The sequence below is a fragment of the Pedobacter cryoconitis genome (assembly GCF_014200595.1).
In the GTDB taxonomy this organism is placed as follows: domain Bacteria; phylum Bacteroidota; class Bacteroidia; order Sphingobacteriales; family Sphingobacteriaceae; genus Pedobacter; species Pedobacter cryoconitis_C.
In genome coordinates this window covers 1,271,151-1,290,580 of the sequence record NZ_JACHCG010000001.1, presented here as the reverse complement: position 1 = coordinate 1,290,580, position 19,430 = coordinate 1,271,151, and the positions used below count along the sequence as shown (strand labels likewise).

Here is a 19,430-nt window from a genome sequence, read left to right as displayed (position 1 = left end):
ATTTTTTTAGGCCAGGACTTCCGTTGAAGCTTCTTGTTCAACTCCGGCTTCTTTGAGTTTCAATTGTGCATTGATCTCCTGAAACTGAGCTCTGGCGGCTGGATGTAAAGCCAGGATACCATTCACCTGATCTGTTCTGCCATCTGCGATTCTCGCATTCAGGTCTGTCACATCTTGTTCAGTTAAACTACCGTTCTCAAATTTAGCAGTCCAGTGTTTAATGAATTTTGCAAGCTCCTGCGTCTCCATTTCTTTAAGGATTGGAGATAAACTTAACTTCAGCTGATCTGCTTCGTGCATTTCCTTTGTATAAAAGGGATTCAATGCTTTGATCAGAGGGATACTATAGTTTTGTACTTTCCTGATCACATGGACCAGGTAAGGGATCGCAAGTATAACAACCAGTAGAATTGCTATCGTAGTCGCATTTAAGTTCATAGTTTTCTTGTGGGTTCGAATTAACTCATCTTTAATTTCTTCTGGATATCGGTTACATATCCTTTGAATTTCTTATCGCTGTCAATCAGATCTTCTACAGTCTGGCAGGCATAAATTACGGTAGAGTGATCTCTGCCTCCGTAAAAAGCACCGATACTCTTCAAAGAAGATTTAGTCAGACTTTTAGACAGGTACATAGAGATTTGTCTGGCTTGTACCACCTCACGTTTACGGGTTGGTGATTTGACAAGATCTACAGCAACTTCAAAATATTCACAAACTAATTTCTGGATATATTCCATTGAAATTTCTTTGGACGTATTCTTAATGAAATTTTTCAACATCGATTTAGCAAGGGCCAGGTCGATCTCTTTTTTATTTAAGGTTGCCTGTGCAAGTAAGGAAACCATCGCGCCTTCCAGCTCACGGACATTGTTATCAATGTTATGTGCAACGTATTCTACGACCTCTGCTGGCAGGTCAATACCATCACTAGCCATTTTCTTTCTCAGAATAGCAATTCTTGTTTCTAAATCAGGAATTTGCAAATCTGCTGATAAACCCCATTTGAAACGACTCAGCAAACGTTCTTCTAAACCAGACAAGTCTTTTGGTGCTTTATCTGAAGTAATAATAATTTGTTTACCGGATTGGTGTAAATGATTAAAAATGTGGAAGAAGATATCTTGTGTTTTCTCTTTTCCGGCGAAGTTGTGAATATCATCCATGATGATCACATCCATAGCCTGGTAGAAATTCACAAAGTCATTGATCGTGTTATTTTTCAAAGATTCAACGAACTGCTGACAGAATTTTTCGCAGGATACAAAGATCACTAATTTGTCCGGGTAAGTACGCTTGATCTCGTTACCGATGGCCTGGGCCAAATGCGTTTTTCCTAATCCTACTGCACCATAAATCATTAATGGATTGAATGATGTTGCACCAGGTTTAGCGGCAACAGCGAAGCCCGCAGAGCGTGCCAGACGGTTGCAGTCTCCCTCAATGTAATTCTCTAAAGTGTAATTAGAATTCAGCTGAGGATCAACGTTTAATTTCTTCAAACCCGGGATCACAAAAGGATTTCTCAGGTCTTTGCTGATCGGCGCTGGTGTTGGCAGTGCTTTTGAAGCAATGGTATTGGTGTTTGCCGGTGAGCTTGCAGCAATGTAGGGTGTATTGCTTTTTGATGGTTTATTGTCTACAACGATGTTGTATTCCAAACGGCCTTCATCTCCTAGTTCCTGCTTGACTGTTTTGCGTAAAAGTCCAACGTAATGCTCTTCTAACCACTCATAGAAGAACAAACTTGGTACTTGTACAGTTAAAACGTTACCTTCTAATTTTAAGGCTGAGATCGGCTCAAACCAAGTCTTATAACTTTGATTCGGGATGTTAGCTTTAATGGTTTGAAGCGAGTTATTCCACACTGTTGTACAAGTATTCTGCATAGTTTTTTTATTGTTATTGGTAATGTTATTGGCCCTGAAAAAAGCTTCCTTCCTTTTTGGGATTGCGAAGATCCAGAAAATTACCAACAAAAAAACATAAACTTATACCCAGCAGTAAGATGCTAAAAAGCAATTATTTAGCTCTTTTTTTTTGGCCATAATGTTGATAAGTATGGGTTACCAACAGGTGTTGTTAACTAAAGACCTGTTAACAACTTTACCAGGTTATGAACCACTGGATGTAGCTGGCAAAAAACTAATAACTATCAACCAGTTAGGGTAAATTTCAGCGGGAAGACAAGGCTTGTTAATAACTTTTAAAAATCCGGTTTTTTGATTTTGCCACCCTGCTTTTTCAATAACGGGCTGAAAAAGGACATAATTTCCGGTGTGAAGAGTTGGGGTTATGCACATTAAGCATATCCGTTAAAAACAAGGTGGAGAATAAGCGGTGAGCTACCCTCCACCTGTGTAAGTTTTATTCTCCGGATCTTGTCGCCGGAACGGTTTTTACGGGAGTAGTTGTTTCATAAATCCTGGTCGTGGCAGCAGCTCCTGGATTACCCGCAGGAATCCGGGGAACAATAGCCGGAAGCCTTTCTGTATAAGCGCCAGCCAAAATCATGCTTTTTGGCAGCAACAGGACTAACTTCTTATGATCTGCCCCATTACTGATAAAAACGAACTCTTGCAGATTCTGATCCGAAGCGAGTTTGTTTTTAAAAACGGGATCATTCGGAACAGACTGAATTTTCAGCCTCCCCAGGTTTGTACCTTTATCCAGATCCACTTTCCTGAGATCCAGAATATGGTATTTGTCTGGGGTAACACTGATTTCAACCTGCTCAGTCATTGCAAAACTCTCCGCATTTGCGGGCATTGGTTCGGTTCGGTGTATTTCCTGTCCATATACTGCAATCGAAACCATGGCTATTAAAGCCAGACTTAAAATGTGTTTTTTCATGATGCTTGATCTATTAAATTTTATAGCTTAAAGATCTGGTATAGTAGTGTTAAGCAAAGTTACACTTTGTTAAATTTTGTGAAATGAAAGTTAATTAATGCTTGTTTTCCGGACTGTTAATCCCGGTATTATAGTGATTAATACTGTTTTCGGAGGATATTAATATATATTTTTCCGTTAAGCGCATTGTTGCACTTCAATACAATGGTTATTCCAGATTTAATCAATAAATTGGAGCTCATTAATTAATTGATCAAGCTATGTATCTGTCAGGAGACTATTTTATAATTATGTTATTAGGTGCGGGTGCGGCCGCAGTATTGCTTTTAGGCCTGCTGCTTGCTATCGTTGTCTTCTATTCCAGGAAAACTGTGCCAGAAATTATTGCCTGGATTTGTGGTGGATTATCAATTGTGCTTTACCTCGCTTTTATCCATTTTGGCGTTTCCAGAGAATTCAGCTGGTTTGATGCCTATCTTTTAACCATACTGTTGACTTTCTTTTTACTCCTGCATTACCGGTCAAAGCTAGCAGAGGGAAATAAATTGAAGCTGGTTTTAATCTTTAGAACAGTAGTCATCCTGATGGCTTTCTCCACAATATGCAAAGGTGCTATCAATTATCTGATCAATTCTCAATTGGTTAGTTATCAGGAAGGATCAATCAAAACACTCTATACGATTCAAAGTGTAATCTTCTGGTGTATTGTAACTACTTGCTGTATCTGGGCTTTATATAGAATAAAACCACCTTTAGTGAAAAGTGAAATTTTTAAGACTGCCGTATTATTTAACTGGCCTGTATTTTTCCTGGTCGTAACAATGGGTATGTTACTCTTTTACATAGAATACGTTAATATGAACAATGGGGCGACGATCTCTATGCTGTTTAATCAGAAGTTTTTGTTCAATCAAATGGGCTTTCTGATTGTTGGCTGCACAATTTCAGCAATTATCGCAACTTCAATTTATTATTACTTTCAAACTGCAAAGAATAAAACGATAACCAACTAAAATTTATAAATCAAGACCTGAGTATGGAAACTGCAAATAACACCCCTGTCACCGTAGAAACCACAGTTAATTTACCCGTAGCTAAAGTATGGGAATCATGGAGTAATCCTGAACACATTACTAAATGGAACAACGCCTCGCCCGACTGGCATTCCCCTTATGCAGACAATGACCTGCGTAAAGGTGGTAAGTTCAAAACTACTATGGCCGCTAAGGATGGCAGCGTAAGTTTTGATTTTGAGGGTGTATATACTGATGTAAAAGCGCATGAGCTTATTGAATATACCATGGGAGACGGAAGAAAAGTAAAGATAATCTTCAGCAGCGAAGGTGATCAGACTAAAGTTACCGAAACCTTTGACCCTGAAAATACGCATCCGGTTGAGATGCAGCGTGGCGGTTGGCAAGCCATTCTGGATAACTTTAAAGCTTATACAGAAAAGAATTTTTAACGGCTGCTTCTGCAATAACTAGATTGGCAGGGATTATTGGAATTGGGAAACTACTTATGGTACTTCGGTAGCAGAATGACCCTGATCATCCTCTTCTTTTGGCTCCCAAAGTTCAATAATATTTCTCTCCGGATCGAGTATATGGACAAATTTGCCATACTCATATTCCGTAATCTCATCGACAATGGTCACGTTCTCTTTTTTTAATTCATCAACCAGTGCAACAATATTTTCGACCCGGTAATTAATCATAAAGGGCTTGGCTGAAGGGTTAAAATATGGAGTATCCTTCGGGAATGTGCTCCAGGTTGTGGATCCTTTTTTCGACGGGTGGTCAGCCTGTCGCCATTCAAAAGTTGTTCCGTATTCACTGGTAGCTAACCCAAGGTTTCTGGCATACCACTCGTTCATACTTTGCGGATTATCGCATTTAAAAAATATACCACCCAAACCTGTTACTTTTTTCATAAACACCAATTAAATGTTTTTAATTCACACCCTTCTTACCAATTTCCATCTATTTACGGACATTACCAAATCTGTTATCAGAAAGGTGATTAATGCGAATGCTGGCCAGGTCCGGTTACTGTAAATTCTTTTTTCAGCTTGATATCTTCTGATGAGTTCCCAATCATGACCTGAAACTTACCGGGCTCTACTGTCCATTTCATTTCCTTATCCAGCAGTGCCAAATCATCAGGATGCAATACAAACTGAACAGTTTTAGTTTCTCCGGGCCTGATTGACACGCGTTCAAATCCTCTTAAAACAGATTCATAGGTGGTTACACTGCTTTCAACATCCTTCAAATACAATTGAACAACCTGATCCCCTATGCGATCTCCTGTATTTTTCACTTTGACACTAATTTTCACTTCTTCCTGAGCGGATAACTGAGCCGGGGCAACGACTAAATCGGTGAATTCAAAAGTGGTATAACTTAGTCCATAACCGAATGGATACAGTGCGCCCAGAACTGTGGTTTTACCATAACCATTAGGATCTTCTTTGCTACTTTGTCCTGCCTGTGAGGCCGGTTTAAATGGAAAGTTAAATTCAATCTGGCCAATTGATTTAGGGTAGGTCATCGTGAGCTTTCCTCCCGGATTATAGTCACCGAATAACGTTTCTGCAACGGTCTTACCCGCAGACGGCCCCAGAAAGCCTGCCTGAAGGATCGCAGACAGATACCTGTTTTCCCAATTGATGGTTAACGGCCTTCCATTAACCATAACCATAATTACGGGTTTTCCGGTAGCCTGAAGTGCCTGAAGCAGTTGAAGCTGCCGGCCGGGTAACCCCAGTCCGGTCCTGGACTTGCTTTCTCCAACTTGTGCGTCTGTTTCACCGACCACTGCAATCACCACATCGGCATCCTGAGCAGCAGCAACTGCCTAAGCTATGGAAGCCTGCTCTGCCGGGGTTAAGGGTGTTGGGATAATTTCACTCTCCGGCCAGGTTTCATCGATTACTTCACAACCTTTGACGTAGTTAACCTCAGGCTGTAGGGTATGTTTATTATCATTTGATACATACTCTTTGATCCCATCCAGTATGGTTGTCACGGGGTTGTTAGACGGGCCGTATCTGCTTGTGGTATAGTTTACCTCCGTAGCCAGCGGGCCGGTAACCAGGATATGCTTTAACTTACTTTTATCCAATGGCAATGTATGGTTTGAGTTTTTCAGCAAAACCAGGGATTCTCTGTTGACTTGCCTGGCCAGTTCTTCATCAGCTTTGGTATGGACAACCCGGTCAGCAGCAGCAGGATCCTTCACATAAGGCTGATCAAATAAGCCTAATTTGAACTTTACCCGCAGCACATCGGATACCCGCTGATTTAAAGTTTCCATAGACACCGTTCCTTCGTTTACCAGTTCACGCAGCGGCAAAATATACTTATCCGGCATATTGAAATTGGTATATACATTTAAACCTGCTTCTATAGCTTGTTTTACCGCACCTTTCATATTTTCAGCTACATGATGTTTACTAAAAATAAACTCAACGGCTTCACTATCAGAAACCACATACCCGGTAAACCCAAATTGTTTACGAAGCAAATCTGTGAGGAAGTAATGACTTGCTGTAACCGGCACACCATCCCAATCGTTATAACTGCTCATAATTCCCATAGGATGAGCTTCCTGTATCACACGTTTGAAAGGATATAAATATAACTGCTGCATTTCGCGCGGGGCAACATGAGGATCTGTTCTTGCATTTCCGTCGCGGCCACCTTTAGGAACGCTATAAACCGCATAGTGTTTCAGCGTAGCCGCAGCGCCATGATCTTGTATACCCAGAGTCATTTGCTTACCCAATTCTGCAATCAGAAACGGATCTTCTCCATAACATTCCACTACCCTGCCCCATCTTTGATCGCGCGCCACATCTAAAATAGGAGCATAAACATTGGTATACCCCAACGCCCTGGCTTCTCTGCCGACCATACTTCCGGCCTGATAAACCAGTTTTTTGTTCCAGGTGCTGCCTATATTAATGGGTGCAGGAAGCGGGGTCGCCCGGTCGTGACAAAGACCGTGAATAGCTTCATTCGTAAAGTCTGCGGGTATCCCTAAACGGGTTTCTTCCACAAACCATTTTTGAACAGTATTAATTGCGGAAGCGTGTTTGCTAAAGGGAAAAGAATACTGAGTTTGTGCTTTTTTATTGTAAGCCAGGCTGTTCAATTCCTCGTCAATATTGGCAATGCCGTCTTTCCAGATCTCAGATTTCCATGCTGCTGTGGGCATTTCATCTTTTAGAACACGTCCGTAGCCGTATAAAGTAGCAGTCTGATTCGTTTTCTCATTCAGGTTCATCTGGCTTAACAAGTCATTTACCCTGGTTTCGATGGGCTGAGATGGATCTTCAAACAGATCCATCTTCCCGTTTTTATTAAAGTCTACCCATCCTTTATGGTATATATTTCCGGATTGGCAGAAGGAAGCCTGCGCAGTGATTAAAATAACAAGGGTACTGATCAGATATTCTTTCTTCATGTTGTATGTTTAGTCTAGTGCACCGGATTTCATATTTCCTCCTTTGAGGTTTTTATGCCCGATTTTTCCTTCAATTTTAACTTTAATGACTGATGCAATGGAATCCGGTGGCAGCGCAGGAAGCATAATTACATTGCCCTTAAATTTCAGCGGACGGCCATCTGCTATTAAAACTGCTGATTTTATTTTGTTATTCAACCCTGTAACCTCTATTTTACCAGTCGCCGGCCAGTTCAATACAGTAAGATATAAAATAGTTTCGGCTCCGTGTTCTTTTGCTGTGATTCTTCCCCAGTTTACCTCTTCCAATGGATTTGCATGGGTGGCATAAATAGCTTCTCCGTTAACTTTCATCCATTTTCCGATTTCATCCAGGCGCTGAATACTTTCCTGAGGAAAAGTCCCATCTGGTTTTGGCCCTACATTCAATAAGTAATTTCCACCTTTAGAGGCTATATCTACCAGATTTTTAATCAATACCGCTGTACTTTTCCAGTTGGTATCTTTTGTCCGGTATCCCCAGGTCCCATTCATCGTCATACAGGTTTCCCAGTCTTTACCGTCCAGTTCTTTGCTGCCTGGTATTTTTTGTTCTGGTGTTTTAGTATCCCCCGGAAAGTTGGGTCTTTTCAAGCGGTCATTGGTAATAATATTTGGTTGCAGTTTTAAAAGTCCCTGTAGTTTTGAAGCAGCCTGATCTGTCATATTAGTCGGCGTATCCCACCATAAAACCGCAATATCACCGTAATTGGTCAAGAGTTCTTTCACCTGTGGTACAGCAACTTTATCAATGTACTGATCAAAGGTAGCTGTCTCCTGTGCGGGATCCCAATGTCCGTTATGGGCTAAGGTATAGGCGTCAATTTTTGTAGAATCCGGATTTGCCCAACCTTCTCTCATCAGCTTTCTTGCGGCTGAACCGCCCGGATTATTCCAGTCTTGTGCCTGGGAATAGTAAAAGCCGAGTTTTATGCCGTATTTCTTACAGGCAGCTGCCAGTGGTTTTAATAAATCCTTGCCATAAGGGGTGGCATCTGCAATGTTCCATGAACTGGCTTCAGATTTGAAAAGCGCAAATCCGTCATGGTGTTTGGCAGTAATGACGATATACTTCATCCCTGCATCTTTAGCCATTTTCACCCAGGAATCGGGATCATAACTTTGGGGATTAAATTCTCTTGCTTTCGCCTGATATTCAGCTACAGGAATTTTAGACCGGTTCATAATCCATTCTGCACCACCCCTGCCTTGTTCGTGGCCGTGATAAACTCCTGCCCATTGCGCATAAACGCCCCAGTGGATAAACATACCGAAACGGGCTTCACGCCACCATTTCATTCGTTCATCTTTGGAATCCTGTGAAGTCTGATTGGGATGCTGCGAAGGCTGAGCAGCGATAAGCTGACTACAGGCAAGCAGAATAAATAATATAGAACAGCTCTTTTTCATAGGTTTATTCGGTTAAATATTTGGTTATAGTCAACTTTAATCAATTGGTATCAGCTGAATTTCCAGCAGTTTCATCAGTTCGGTTTTGGGAATTTTTAAAGGGGTGAGCAGAAGATTATGTATTCCTGAATTAAGCTGGATTACCCCTATTTGTTCTGTAATAGGATCCCTGGATACCAAAGAAGTGGTTTTGGTGAACACTTTGTCTGCGAGCGTTAAAGTATAACGCCCCCCGATATCCCCACCGGCTATATATTTGATCATGAGTTTATAGGTAGCAGTAGCTGTGGTACGGAATTTCCAGCCTATCTTTTGATGAGCTGACTTCCAGTTATTGATATCATATTTATTAGCTTTACCATCTCCATATTTAAAGTCCGGATCTTTGTAATCGGCGTCAAATGCAAGCAGCCTTGTCATGACACCCGCTGAGGCAACCAGTCTTACTGAATCAATCCGGGGCATTCTTTTAACAGGTAAAACGATAACTGTGTTTAGCGTATCGGGCATTTGCGCTGGCAGGGTAAAGACAATTTCAGCACCACTTTGTTTAATGGGGATTGCGGATTTCGCAGCATCCTGAAGGAAGTAAGGAGTTCCTGTCGTCCCGCTTAAACCTCCTAAAGATAAACGGCGATTGGCTGGCCAGTTGAAAACATGCAGATAGATTTTGTCTTTACCCATCGTAGTTACGCCCCAGCTTTGCAGTGGCAATCTGGTTTTAGAAGCCTGGTAAATACTTTCTCCGTTTTGCTTTGTCCACGTGGAAATGCCATCCAGAATCGCCTGATCTTTTGAATCAAAAGTACCATCGCCTTTCGGGCCGATATTCAATAACAGATTACCTCCGCGGGAAACTGCTTTGGCAAGCAGCTGCACAAAAAATTCAACAGATTTATGGCTATTATCGTGTTTAGCATAACCGTAAGATTCGTTAGTGGTAGGAATAGCTTCCCAATCACCCGAAACAGGCGCAAATTCAGCGGGCCTGTCTCCTGTGTTCTGATAGTCTCCGAAATTTGTATTGCCGTTTCTGGCCAGCCTGCCATTGACAACGACATCTGGATCTGCTTTTCTGATCGCTTCCAGGATACGCAGGTTTTCTGAAAAGGGTAGTTTATGCGGGGTATCAAACCATAAGATATCAGGATGATATTTTTTGATCAGTTCCAGAATTTGAGGGATAGCTTTTTCATCTACATATTTCACAGCTTTGGGCAGCCAGTCGGGATGCCGATCGTACCAGTTTGCTCCTCCTATCAATTGATCACCACCCGGATTTTTATATTCCCAGTCATTACCAGGCGCATCTGGATCTTCCCAGTCAAAGGCATGGGAATAATAGAAACCAAACTTCATACCTTGCTTTTTTGCCGCAGCCGCAAGTTCAGCCAGTGGATCTTTTTTGAAAGGGGTTTGATCGGTCAGGTTAAAATCAGACACCGCTGACGGATACATCGCAAAACCATCATGGTGTTTGGCCGTGATAATAAAGTAGTTCATACCCGCATTTTTAGCAGTTGTGATCCACTGGGCAGCATTAAAGGAGACCGGATTAAAATCTTTAGCCAGTTTCAGGTAATCGGCTCTGGAAATTTTCTCTTTCCGCATTAAGTGCTCAGAATAACCTTCAACTTGTTTTCCTTTCCATTCTCCTGCGGCCAGCGAATACACGCCCCAATGGACAAACATGCCGAATTTTGCTTCACGCCACCATTGAATCCGCTGATCATGCGTAACCATCGAGTTTTTCCACCATCCATTGACAGCCTCATCAATTGCTTTTTGATCTCTTGCTTGCGCTTTATTGAACATGTCTTTATCTTCATCCCCGCCCGTTTGTGCAATTGCACTGACAGTGGGCAAGAGAATCGCACATAAAACAGTCAGTTTTAATAAAAAACGCTTCATTCTTTTGCTATTGGTTTTTCATAGCAAGTAAGTTATAAAAACGTTTAATGCATACCCGCCGCTTAGCATATGATTCAACTTTTTTAGCATTATGATTTTAGGAGGCCATAAATTCTCTTTGATAGCTTAATGGACTTTTTCCGGTAATGCCTTTAAAACATTTATGAAAGCTGGTGAAGTTATTAAATCCACTCTCATAACAGATCTGTTTGATATTTAATCTATTATCAATTAACAGTTTACAGGCCTGCCCTACTTTAATTTCTGTCAGGAATTGTGAGTATGTTTTTTGGGTAAAGGATTTAAAATATCTGCAAAAAGAATTAGGGCTGATCCTTGCCACATCTGCGATTTCTTTCAGTTCAATTCTATTCCTGAAATTAGCAAATGTATAATCATAGATATCCTGAATACGGTCATTATTCATTTCTTCTTTCAACGGTAAATAGCCAATAGAAGACAGGAATTCTGATTGCTCACATTTAGCAATTTCCTGCAAAGCCTGAATCATATAAATGATCCTGTCCGTCCCTTCTGTTTCCAGCATATAATCCAGCAGTTGGGTCACGTTCTTTTTGTTACGTCCTTCTACCCGGATTCCGCGTTTAGCTTTATCCAGAATATCTTTGATCAGTTTATTTTCCGGCATATTTAAAAAGTACTCCCCCAAAAATTTCTCAGAGAAATGAACCACTTTAAAGTCAGCGTAATTTTCCGGGTCTATAGTGGTAAAATCTTCATCAAAACGCCAGTAATGTGGCAGGTTTGCACCAACAAGTACCAAATCACCAGGTTTAAATTCACTGATGCTGTCTCCTATAAACTGTGTCCCCTTTCCCTTGATAAAATAGATAAGTTCGGCCTCGGGATGATAGTGAAATTTATTGTTCATTCCGGGCTTCAGGTCATGACGCACTGTAAATGACTGTGCAGGACTTTTCGAAATTTTCAGCAGTTGTGGTTTCATACGCTCTAAAATTAATCTTGATGATTCAAAGGACAGGCCATCAGACTGTAGCAAAAGGAGTCCATAAGAGAAAAGAATTTTGAAAAAACTTTTCAGGATTACAAGACCTTCTGACAATCAAGCGAGTCAAATTTTAATTTTGTTTATATTCGGTTTCTAAAGTTGGGAAAACTATTTCCAATCGTGTTGTATGATTTGCTCAAAATTATGTATAAAACAAACATTGAATGGCAGGGAAGTTAAGTGAGGAAATTAAAATAGATCCCTCTACAGTACATCAGAATTTTAAAGAGCTAAGTATTAAATTGTTTTGCTGCCGGTACTGGATCCTGGAAGAGTGGGAATGTGATGATCTTAAAGTTCCTTTCTGGCGAATTTATCACAATTCCATCGGTGGCTCAACGATCAGGTTTAAGAACAGCACGGTTCCATTGAATGACGAAAATATACTGATCATCCCTCCCAACACTTCATTTTCATCACAATTAAAAAGAAATTTCAATTTTTCGGATGAGTCCATCATCGGCAGAAAATTCATACAAACGGATAACCTCGCCTCGCTAAAGTCAAATGGACGAGTAGACCATTTTTTCACCCACTTTTCTTTGGGTTATCCTTTGGATTTTGTAGCTAATACCATTTATGTAATTACACCAGACGATACAATTGGCCATTTGTTAAAAGAAATCAAAAAAGCATGCATGACCGACCAGATTACCAGCATGAAAGAATCATTGCGGGCTAAACAATTAATCGAGGCTTGTTTGTTTAATTTACCAGACGAGATATGGGATTCCGGAAATATTGACCACCGGATTTTAAAGTCCATTCAGTTCGTGGAGGGGAATTTCAGACGTAAAATAACGAATGAACAATTGGCCGATATGGCAAATATGGCCGTTAATTCCTTTGCAAGATTGTTTAAAATGAGCACCAGGATAACTACGCAACAGTATATCCTTAAATTAAGAGTAGAAGCGAGTTGCCATTTGATGCACCATAGCAATAAGTCACTGGATGAGATCTCTTATGAATGCGGCTTTTCTGACCGGCACCATTTTTCCAAGATCTTCAAAAAAACCATGAAGGTGAACCCTTCTGATTATAAGAAGCAGTTAAAAATGGTTAACGGGATCAGTGAATAATCCTGTTAACCACACTGCTTAATTCCTATTGGATTGGATAATTCTTATTTGACCGGGGTAATTATAATTTTTCTGAATTCAATAGGCCCGTGATCTCCCTGAAAATAAATGGGCCCGGCTTCGCCTTCTTTACTATCCAGTGCACCACCTGTAATTCCCGGGATCTCCTGGTTGCTGATCACTGTTTTTCCGTTTGCCACCACAGTAACCATACGTCCAATCAGGGTGATATCATAAGTTTGCCATTGGTCTGGCCCCAGCGCAGCAATCTGATTGGGTGGCAGGAAGCCGTAAACCCCACTAAACAATACACTTGAAGGATGTGCATCTTTAGGACTGTCTTCAATTTGCACTTCGTAGCGGCCTCTTAAATAAACTCCGCTGTTACTTCCTTTCTGATATTTAAATTCTACGTGTAATTTGAAGTCTGTAAATTTCTGGTCTGATATTAAATTAGCACCGGAATGCGGACTGGTTAAAACACCATTTTTAACGATCCACTGGTTTTCACCCAAAGCTTTCCAGCCAGTTAGATCTTTTCCATTAAATAAAGCGATTGGCTTAGCCCAGACTACCGGAGTAGTTCTGTACAGGTAAGGGGCTTTTACACCTTTCCAGTTATGTTTTTTACCCTCACTGGTCACTAAAGTCCCCTGAATTTCATCTCCTGTCAACTCACCTTCTATCACAAAATCCTGGTCTCCTTTTTCCCATTGTGGTGGAATGGTAAAGCTGAATTTTCCATCTTTAAAATTCACTTTAGCGATTGGACGGGCACTTCCTGACACACCAACAAAATAGCCGGTCAGTGTACTGTTACCTGAAAGTTTAACTTCTAACCAGGACGGAACAGCTTTGCCATTTTCATCCATAGTGATGTCCCAGCGCCCGATCAGGTCCTTTGCTGTCACTGCGTTTTTTAGGTGAATTGCCGTGGAATGGTCTGCTGCATATATTGGATCCGCTGCTGCGAATGTTAGCAGACTGCCTAAGCTTAAAACAAGAAATTTCTGATACATATTCATCGTATTCTAATGGTTTATTGATTTAGTAGGATAAGATAGGATTTATTTAATTTCAAATAAACCTTATTTCCTATTATCATACATTTTTTACGAAGATTGTACTGCTGGAAGCAGAAGGATGACACTATTGAATTGATGGACTATGGTAGTAGTCCAAAAATGCAAAAATGTGTTAGGGTTTAACGTAATTAAAAGTCACACTGTCTTTAACCGAAAGGCCGCTCATTCCTTCTCCGGTATAGATGATCATATATTTTCCTGGTTTTTTAACCGCATAGCCTTTCAGCAGGTCAATTGTGATAGAAAGACTGTCTCCAGGATTTACTTTCTGATAACTGCTTGCTGGTGGTGGCATCATTCTTTTAGCCATTGCACCCTGGTAATTTGCTTCTTCACCATTGACTTCTTTCACGTCAAGATACTTGCTCATTAATGGTTCAAATGGAGTATGCCATTTACAAAACTGCTGTACACTGTCTGTAGGGTTGTAAACAGTAAACTTCAGTTTTACAGAATCACCAATTTTAATACTGTTCTCCATTTGCAGTGCAGCATAAATCTTTTTGCCTTCTGGTCTTTTCCATGCCTTATTGGTCACAGCATCTTCTTTAACCTTCCTGGCCGAAGAGGTAGAGGTTTGATGGCTACAGGATGAAAGTATCATCACTGCGGCAGATAATAATGGGATAATTGTTTTCATACTATAAAAGTATATCTTTTATCATGTATAGCTGCAATTCTGCCTGTTTATTAGCTTAATATTTCATTGGTTTTATTCCGAATCATCATTTTCCACCTGATTAAATAGAAAGATGATTTTTAGCCACAAAAACAGCCATAAGAGCAAGAACTAACTGTGTTTCAAGCGTATCACTAATTATCTTAATATATTAATTGTTTAATTTTAATTAAATAATATTTTGTTTTATACAATTTATGATGTTAGTTTTATGTCAAATCTATAACCTAAACCAACTATCATGAAAACAAAAAAACATTTAAGATTAATGTTAATGCCTGCACTATTGCTATTATGTATGGTATCCTGTAAAAAGCAGGAAGCAGATTCTGCAATTCCTGACAATCAGGTGAGTGCAAACAACAATGTAGTTAATGCCGTTTCTGCGGCTAACTTTAAAGTAATTGGCTATGTGCCTTCCTGGGCCGGCGAAGTTAATCAAATTCAGTACAGTAAATTAACGCATATCAATTATGCTTTCATTCTTCCTACTGCTTCTGGTGGTTTCCAGCCGCTGGAAAACCCTGCTAAACTTCAAAGCCTGGTCGCTACTGCCCATGCTAACAATGTCAAAGTATTGGTGTCAGTTGGCGGATGGAACAACGGAGATGACAGCGCATTTGAAGCCTTCGCTTCCAGCTCAGCTGGCCGTACAACGTTCACTAACAATGTAGTCAATCTGGTAAATCAATATAATCTGGACGGTATTGATATTGACTGGGAATATCCTGATGCAGGAAATTCAGGCAATAACTACACAGCTTTAATGCAGCAGCTAAGTACAGCAATGCACAACAAGGGAAAATTATTGACCGCTGCTGTGGTTTCTTATAATGGACCTGGTGTTCAAAATGCAGTATTTGCTGCGGTAGATTTCCTGAATATCATGGCTTATGATGAAGGCGGAGCTAACCACTCTACTTACGCGCTTGCTGTTCAGTCTTTAAACTACTGGGTAGGCAGAGGGCTTCCTGCAAGCAAAGCTAATTTAGGGCTTCCATTTTATGGCCGTTCTTCCAATGAATATGTAGATTATAAAACGATCTTATCAAGAGGTGGAAGTCCAAATTCAGATTCTTATGCAGGAATCGGATACAATGGCATCCCTACAATCAAAAGCAAAACCAATCTTGCTTTTGATCAGGCTGGTGGTGTTATGATCTGGGAATTATCGCAGGATGCTACTGGCGCAAATTCATTGTTATCAGCAATCAATCAGGTGGTGGTTTCCAAAGCAGGTAATCCAGGTGGATCTATTCCAATCGGAAGCACAGTTACGTTAAAAGGAATCAATGGCCGTTATGTAAGTGGTGAAGACGGCACTACTGCAATGACTTGTAACCGCACTGCGGCATCACCTGTGGAAACTTTTACAGTAGTAGATGCAGGAGGTGGTAAAATCTCTTTAAGGAGCAAAGGCAAATATGTGTCGTCTGAAAATGGAACGCAGGCAATTACTTGCAGCCGCACTACTGCTGGTGACTGGGAAAAATTTGACTGGATAACCAATGCGGATGGAACAGTATCTTTCAGAGGAAATAATGGAAAATACATTTCAAGCGAAAACGGCACACAGGCGATGACTTGTAACCGTGCAACGATTTCGGGCTGGGAAGCTTTTGGTATCAATAAATAAGTAATTCTCATAAAAGCAGGCTGCTTCAACCCGGCAGCCTGCTTTTAACAGCTTTCTTATCTGAAAAGTGCCTTACGCGAACTCGTGGTATAAGCACTAAATACACCTAAAGCATTGTTATCAAAGTTTGAGGGTGGGTTAGCGGGTGAAACAGGCTGGGTTTCGGATAAGTTCTGCCCCAGGCTAAAAAAGTACCTGTGAACAGCTTTATCAACGCATTGAAATTCCACGGCAACGGTATCACCTGGGACCATATCCTTGCTGAGATCATAAAAGATCACGTCGTTAACTTTATTGCCATCATTAAAACGGTCATCTGTCGCGACATCGAACTCCACTTTCCCTTTGAAGCGGACAATGGAGTGATACCAATTCTCTACTCCGGGCGGATCATCATAAATCACAGCCACGTATTTCCTGGTTTTGTTAGCCACGGTAAGCTCTTTAAAAGTCAGCAGGTTTAAGATTACTTTTTGCGGCATGGTAGAAGTAGCAGTATAGGTTTTCCCCTGTGCATTTACGGTGAGTTTATAAGTAGTCCCGGGTTTTCCTTTGAATTTCGGACTGTTATAAATACCAGTAGTTTTCTCCGTATAATTAACCGTTGTGCCATCACTTCCGGTTAACACGACTTTCGCACCTGCGAGCCCATTAAATTTATTTGCTTCGGTAAAAGAATAGGTGGTAGAAATTCTGACAACCTGAACTTCATTGAGGTCATTTACACCGCCGTCGATCACAATAACTGGCTTCACATTATCCAGATTCAGGTCAATTGCTTTCTCACAAGCGATAAATAAACTCAGTATTGCTATTCCAGTCAGCCATCCTGCTGCGGGCTTAATTTTTCTGTTTCGATTTGAATACATCATCATACTAGAATTTAAAGTTCCAGGTTACTGAAGGGATAATTCCAAACAGGGTTGTTCTCACGACCTGTGTTTTGGATGCATTATCCGGATCATCCTTAAAATTAATTGCAAAAGCGTTCTGGCGATTGTACAGGTTATAAATACCAAATGTCCAGCTGGATTGATATTTTTTACCCGGTTTTCCATCCAGTGTTGCCGAAACATCAAGACGGTGATAAGCTGGGGTACGGTAACCGTTTTTATCTGTATAATAGAAAGCGGTTCTTCCGTTAACCTGGTATTTACCACTCGGATAAGTCACTGCATTCCCTGTATTGTACACGAATACAGTAGAAAATGTCCAGCGTGGCCCCCCTTTATAGATGCCAACCAAAGAAACATCGTGTGTCCGGTCTTGTTTGGCATTAAACCACCGGCCTTCATTCAGGGTATCAAATTGCCGCTCGGTTTTAGAATAAGTATAGCCTATCCAACCGTTGAATTTACCAAATCTCTTCTTAAAAAACAGCTCTATACCATAAGCTCTTCCATCGCCATAAAGCAGATCCGATTCTACATTATCTTTTTCGCGCAGGTCTGCACCACTCCGGTATTCGATTTGGTGCTGCATTGTTTTGTAATAGATTTCTGCTGAAAATTCATATTGGTTATCCTTGAAGTTTCTGAAGTAACCTGTAGAGACCTGATCTGCAATTTCCGGCCTCACATTATTGCTGTTCATAATGTACAAATCGGTTGGGGAAGTCGAAGTAGAGTTAGACATCAGGTGGATATTCTGGGTGTTCCTGGTATAAGAAGCTTTAATAGCACTGTTGGTATTTAGTTTATAACTGGCCGAGAACCGGGGCTCCAGGTTAAGATAGTTTTTCACAGACTGGCTGGAGGTATAACTGGTAGTTTTCAGAATGTTCCCTTCGGCATCATAGGTTTTAAAATTACCCGGCCCGAGCACAGAGAAACCGCTCAATCGTAACCCGTAGACCATTTTAAAACGGTCGCTTACACTCCATTCATCGGTTAGATACGCTGCGAGTTCCAGCCCTTTTCGGTTTTCATAAGTGATGGGGTTCACACTGGATGCGCTGGTAGCGGTCATCTTACCGGGGGCAATGGTATGATGGATGGCGTTAAGGCCGAATTTCAGTTGATGTTTGTTGCTAATATTATACTGGAAGTCCTGTTTTAAGTTGAAGTCCCTGATAAAGGAATTGACTTCAAAGTTTGCATCTTCCATCAGGTTATTGATCACATAGCTGTAATTGCTGTAAATAAGGGAAGTATTGGAAAATAACCTCGGCCCGTATAAATGGTTCCACCGCATGGTCACGGTTGCATTGCCCCAGTCAAAGCCAAATATATTGACAAGGTTCAGCTTATCCCTACCAAAGTAACCTGAGAGGAAAAGCGTGTTTTTGTCATCAATTTTGTAATTGGCCTTTGCATTGAGATCGTAGAAATATAAGGCATTTTTACTGATAGATTTATTGGGGGATAGTTTAAAGAAGGCATCCAGATAGGTTCTGCGGCCGCTCACCATAAATGATCCTTTGTCTTTGACAATTGGCCCTTCTACTTTAAGCCGGGAAGAAATCAGGCCGATCCCTCCTTCTACAGTGGTTTCTTTGCTATTGCCTTCGTTCATTTTGATGTCTATGACCGAGGACAACCTTCCGCCGTACTGAGCGGGCATCCCCTCTTTATAAACGGTGACGTCTTTGATCGCGTCGGAGTTAAAAGTGGAGAAAAAGCCGAGCAGATGAGAGGCGTTGTAAACGGGGGCTTCATCCAGCAGGATCAGGTTTTGATCGGTTGCACCTCCTCTCACATAAAAGCCGCTGTTTCCTTCTCCTGCCAATTTAATACCGGGCAGGAGTTGCAGGGCTTTCATGACATCTCTTTCGCCAAGCAACATGGGGAGACTCCGGATTTCATTGACACTCATTCTCTGAGGCCCCATTTGAGGACTGCTGATATTGTCAGTGCTTTTTGCGCTGGAAATAACCACTTCATCTAATTGATTACCGGGCTCCAGTACGAAATCAAGCCGTATATCTTTTGATAAGTTAAGATGTTGTGTAATAGTTTTGTAGCCAATAAAGCTCACAGAAATATCATGTTCGCCGGGTGTAGTGCTAACAGCATAAAAGCCGTAGCCATTGGTCATGGCTACGGCGGTTGTGCCTCCGGTTATTTTAACGCTGGCACCAATTAAGGTTTCTCCTGTTTTCCCATCAGTTATATTTCCGGTAATGGCCTTTTTGACCTGGGCAAATGATAACTGGAATTGAGTGAGGAGTAAAAGCAATAGTAAATTCCGATAGGTAGATCGCATAAATGTGCTTTAGGTTTCACTCAATAAAAAT

The 19,430-nt window shown here is 41.0% G+C and carries 16 protein-coding genes and 1 pseudogene; 4 read left to right on the top strand and 13 right to left on the bottom strand.

Features of this window, described 5'->3' with window-relative positions:
• Positions 1-6: 6 nt before the first annotated feature.
• The 3 genes from HDE70_RS05275 to HDE70_RS05265 form a co-directional block, all read right to left on the bottom strand.
• Entirely contained in the window at positions 7-438 is a 432-nt protein-coding gene (locus tag HDE70_RS05275; RefSeq protein ID WP_183865633.1) for a hypothetical protein, read from the bottom strand.
• 20 nt (positions 439-458) lie between these two features.
• Positions 459-1,889: a chromosomal replication initiator protein DnaA gene (gene dnaA / locus HDE70_RS05270; RefSeq protein WP_183865632.1), complete on the bottom strand. Its 1,431-nt coding sequence runs from the start codon at positions 1,887-1,889 to the stop codon at positions 459-461.
• Positions 1,890-2,367: 478 nt separating this feature from the next.
• Entirely contained in the window at positions 2,368-2,853 is a 486-nt protein-coding gene (locus tag HDE70_RS05265; protein WP_183865631.1) for a hypothetical protein, read from the bottom strand.
• A gap of 260 nt (positions 2,854-3,113) precedes the next feature.
• Between HDE70_RS05265 and HDE70_RS05260 the strand changes: the two genes are divergently transcribed.
• Together HDE70_RS05260 and HDE70_RS05255 are read left to right on the top strand one after the other, a co-directional pair.
• Positions 3,114-3,866 carry a hypothetical protein gene (locus HDE70_RS05260; RefSeq protein ID WP_183865630.1) on the top strand — a complete coding sequence of 251 codons (753 nt, stop codon included), beginning with the start codon at positions 3,114-3,116 and terminating at the stop codon, positions 3,864-3,866.
• A 23-nt stretch (positions 3,867-3,889) separates the two neighbouring features.
• Positions 3,890-4,318 carry an SRPBCC family protein gene (locus HDE70_RS05255; protein ID WP_183865629.1) on the top strand — a complete coding sequence of 143 codons (429 nt, stop codon included), beginning with the start codon at positions 3,890-3,892 and terminating at the stop codon, positions 4,316-4,318.
• A gap of 54 nt (positions 4,319-4,372) precedes the next feature.
• Here HDE70_RS05255 and HDE70_RS05250 read toward each other — a convergent pair whose 3' ends face one another.
• The 6 genes and pseudogenes from HDE70_RS05250 to HDE70_RS05230 form a co-directional block, all read right to left on the bottom strand.
• Positions 4,373-4,786 (bottom strand): VOC family protein, encoded by a 414-nt coding sequence (locus tag HDE70_RS05250; protein WP_183888479.1) that lies wholly within the window; start codon positions 4,784-4,786, stop codon positions 4,373-4,375.
• 89 nt (positions 4,787-4,875) lie between these two features.
• Positions 4,876-5,175 carry a fibronectin type III-like domain-contianing protein gene (locus HDE70_RS27275; RefSeq protein WP_317617411.1) on the bottom strand — a complete coding sequence of 100 codons (300 nt, stop codon included), beginning with the start codon at positions 5,173-5,175 and terminating at the stop codon, positions 4,876-4,878.
• 90 nt (positions 5,176-5,265) lie between these two features.
• Positions 5,266-7,074, bottom strand: a pseudogene (locus HDE70_RS05245) (glycoside hydrolase family 3 protein); the annotation flags it as partial.
• Positions 7,075-7,332: 258 nt separating this feature from the next.
• Positions 7,333-8,772, bottom strand: a complete 1,440-nt coding sequence (locus HDE70_RS05240; RefSeq protein WP_183888477.1) for an alpha-L-fucosidase — start codon at positions 8,770-8,772, stop codon at positions 7,333-7,335.
• 36 nt (positions 8,773-8,808) lie between these two features.
• The gene (locus tag HDE70_RS05235; protein WP_183865625.1) at positions 8,809-10,683 is read right to left on the bottom strand and encodes an alpha-L-fucosidase; all 1,875 of its coding nucleotides are present in this window, start codon (positions 10,681-10,683) and stop codon (positions 8,809-8,811) included.
• A 97-nt stretch (positions 10,684-10,780) separates the two neighbouring features.
• A complete protein-coding gene (locus HDE70_RS05230; RefSeq protein WP_183865624.1) occupies positions 10,781-11,650 on the bottom strand; it encodes an AraC family transcriptional regulator in 870 nt (289 codons plus the stop codon).
• A 227-nt stretch (positions 11,651-11,877) separates the two neighbouring features.
• Here HDE70_RS05230 and HDE70_RS05225 point away from each other — a divergent pair, with 227 nt between their 5' ends.
• Positions 11,878-12,795 carry a helix-turn-helix domain-containing protein gene (locus tag HDE70_RS05225; RefSeq protein WP_183888475.1) on the top strand — a complete coding sequence of 306 codons (918 nt, stop codon included), beginning with the start codon at positions 11,878-11,880 and terminating at the stop codon, positions 12,793-12,795.
• A 44-nt stretch (positions 12,796-12,839) separates the two neighbouring features.
• On the opposite strand, the gene HDE70_RS05220 is transcribed toward HDE70_RS05225, so the two are convergent.
• A complete protein-coding gene (locus HDE70_RS05220) occupies positions 12,840-13,814 on the bottom strand; it encodes a DUF1080 domain-containing protein (protein ID WP_183888473.1) in 975 nt (324 codons plus the stop codon).
• Between the two features lie 178 nt (positions 13,815-13,992).
• The gene (locus tag HDE70_RS05215) at positions 13,993-14,520 is read right to left on the bottom strand and encodes a protease (protein ID WP_183888471.1); all 528 of its coding nucleotides are present in this window, start codon (positions 14,518-14,520) and stop codon (positions 13,993-13,995) included.
• A gap of 280 nt (positions 14,521-14,800) precedes the next feature.
• Here HDE70_RS05215 and HDE70_RS05210 point away from each other — a divergent pair, with 280 nt between their 5' ends.
• Positions 14,801-16,195, top strand: a complete 1,395-nt coding sequence (locus HDE70_RS05210; RefSeq protein ID WP_221270527.1) for a glycosyl hydrolase family 18 protein — start codon at positions 14,801-14,803, stop codon at positions 16,193-16,195.
• 56 nt (positions 16,196-16,251) lie between these two features.
• Here the strand turns inward: HDE70_RS05210 and HDE70_RS05205 are convergent, their stop codons facing one another.
• Together HDE70_RS05205 and HDE70_RS05200 are read right to left on the bottom strand one after the other, a co-directional pair.
• Complete coding sequence (locus tag HDE70_RS05205; RefSeq protein ID WP_260159941.1) at positions 16,252-17,070, bottom strand: DUF4249 domain-containing protein; 819 nt, start codon at positions 17,068-17,070, stop codon at positions 16,252-16,254.
• 1 nt (position 17,071) lies between these two features.
• Positions 17,072-19,399, bottom strand: a complete 2,328-nt coding sequence (locus tag HDE70_RS05200) for a TonB-dependent receptor (protein WP_183888469.1) — start codon at positions 19,397-19,399, stop codon at positions 17,072-17,074.
• Between the last annotated feature and the right edge of the window lie 31 nt (positions 19,400-19,430).

Excerpts from the sequence above, each read along its gene's own strand:
- HDE70_RS05275 (WP_183865633.1), bottom strand. The coding sequence starts at position 438 with ATGAACTTAAATGCGACTACGATAGCAATTCTACTGGTTGTTATACTT.
- dnaA (WP_183865632.1), bottom strand. The coding sequence starts at position 1,889 with ATGCAGAATACTTGTACAACAGTGTGGAATAACTCGCTTCAAACCATT.
- HDE70_RS05265 (WP_183865631.1), bottom strand. The coding sequence starts at position 2,853 with ATGAAAAAACACATTTTAAGTCTGGCTTTAATAGCCATGGTTTCGATT.
- HDE70_RS05260 (WP_183865630.1), top strand. The coding sequence starts at position 3,114 with ATGTATCTGTCAGGAGACTATTTTATAATTATGTTATTAGGTGCGGGT.
- HDE70_RS05255 (WP_183865629.1), top strand. The coding sequence starts at position 3,890 with ATGGAAACTGCAAATAACACCCCTGTCACCGTAGAAACCACAGTTAAT.
- HDE70_RS05250 (WP_183888479.1), bottom strand. The coding sequence starts at position 4,786 with ATGAAAAAAGTAACAGGTTTGGGTGGTATATTTTTTAAATGCGATAAT.
- HDE70_RS05240 (WP_183888477.1), bottom strand. The coding sequence starts at position 8,772 with ATGAAAAAGAGCTGTTCTATATTATTTATTCTGCTTGCCTGTAGTCAG.
- HDE70_RS05235 (WP_183865625.1), bottom strand. The coding sequence starts at position 10,683 with ATGAAGCGTTTTTTATTAAAACTGACTGTTTTATGTGCGATTCTCTTG.
- HDE70_RS05230 (WP_183865624.1), bottom strand. The coding sequence starts at position 11,650 with ATGAAACCACAACTGCTGAAAATTTCGAAAAGTCCTGCACAGTCATTT.
- HDE70_RS05225 (WP_183888475.1), top strand. The coding sequence starts at position 11,878 with ATGGCAGGGAAGTTAAGTGAGGAAATTAAAATAGATCCCTCTACAGTA.
- HDE70_RS05220 (WP_183888473.1), bottom strand. The coding sequence starts at position 13,814 with ATGTATCAGAAATTTCTTGTTTTAAGCTTAGGCAGTCTGCTAACATTC.
- HDE70_RS05215 (WP_183888471.1), bottom strand. The coding sequence starts at position 14,520 with ATGAAAACAATTATCCCATTATTATCTGCCGCAGTGATGATACTTTCA.
- HDE70_RS05210 (WP_221270527.1), top strand. The coding sequence starts at position 14,801 with ATGAAAACAAAAAAACATTTAAGATTAATGTTAATGCCTGCACTATTG.
- HDE70_RS05205 (WP_260159941.1), bottom strand. The coding sequence starts at position 17,070 with ATGATGATGTATTCAAATCGAAACAGAAAAATTAAGCCCGCAGCAGGA.
- HDE70_RS05200 (WP_183888469.1), bottom strand. The coding sequence starts at position 19,399 with ATGCGATCTACCTATCGGAATTTACTATTGCTTTTACTCCTCACTCAA.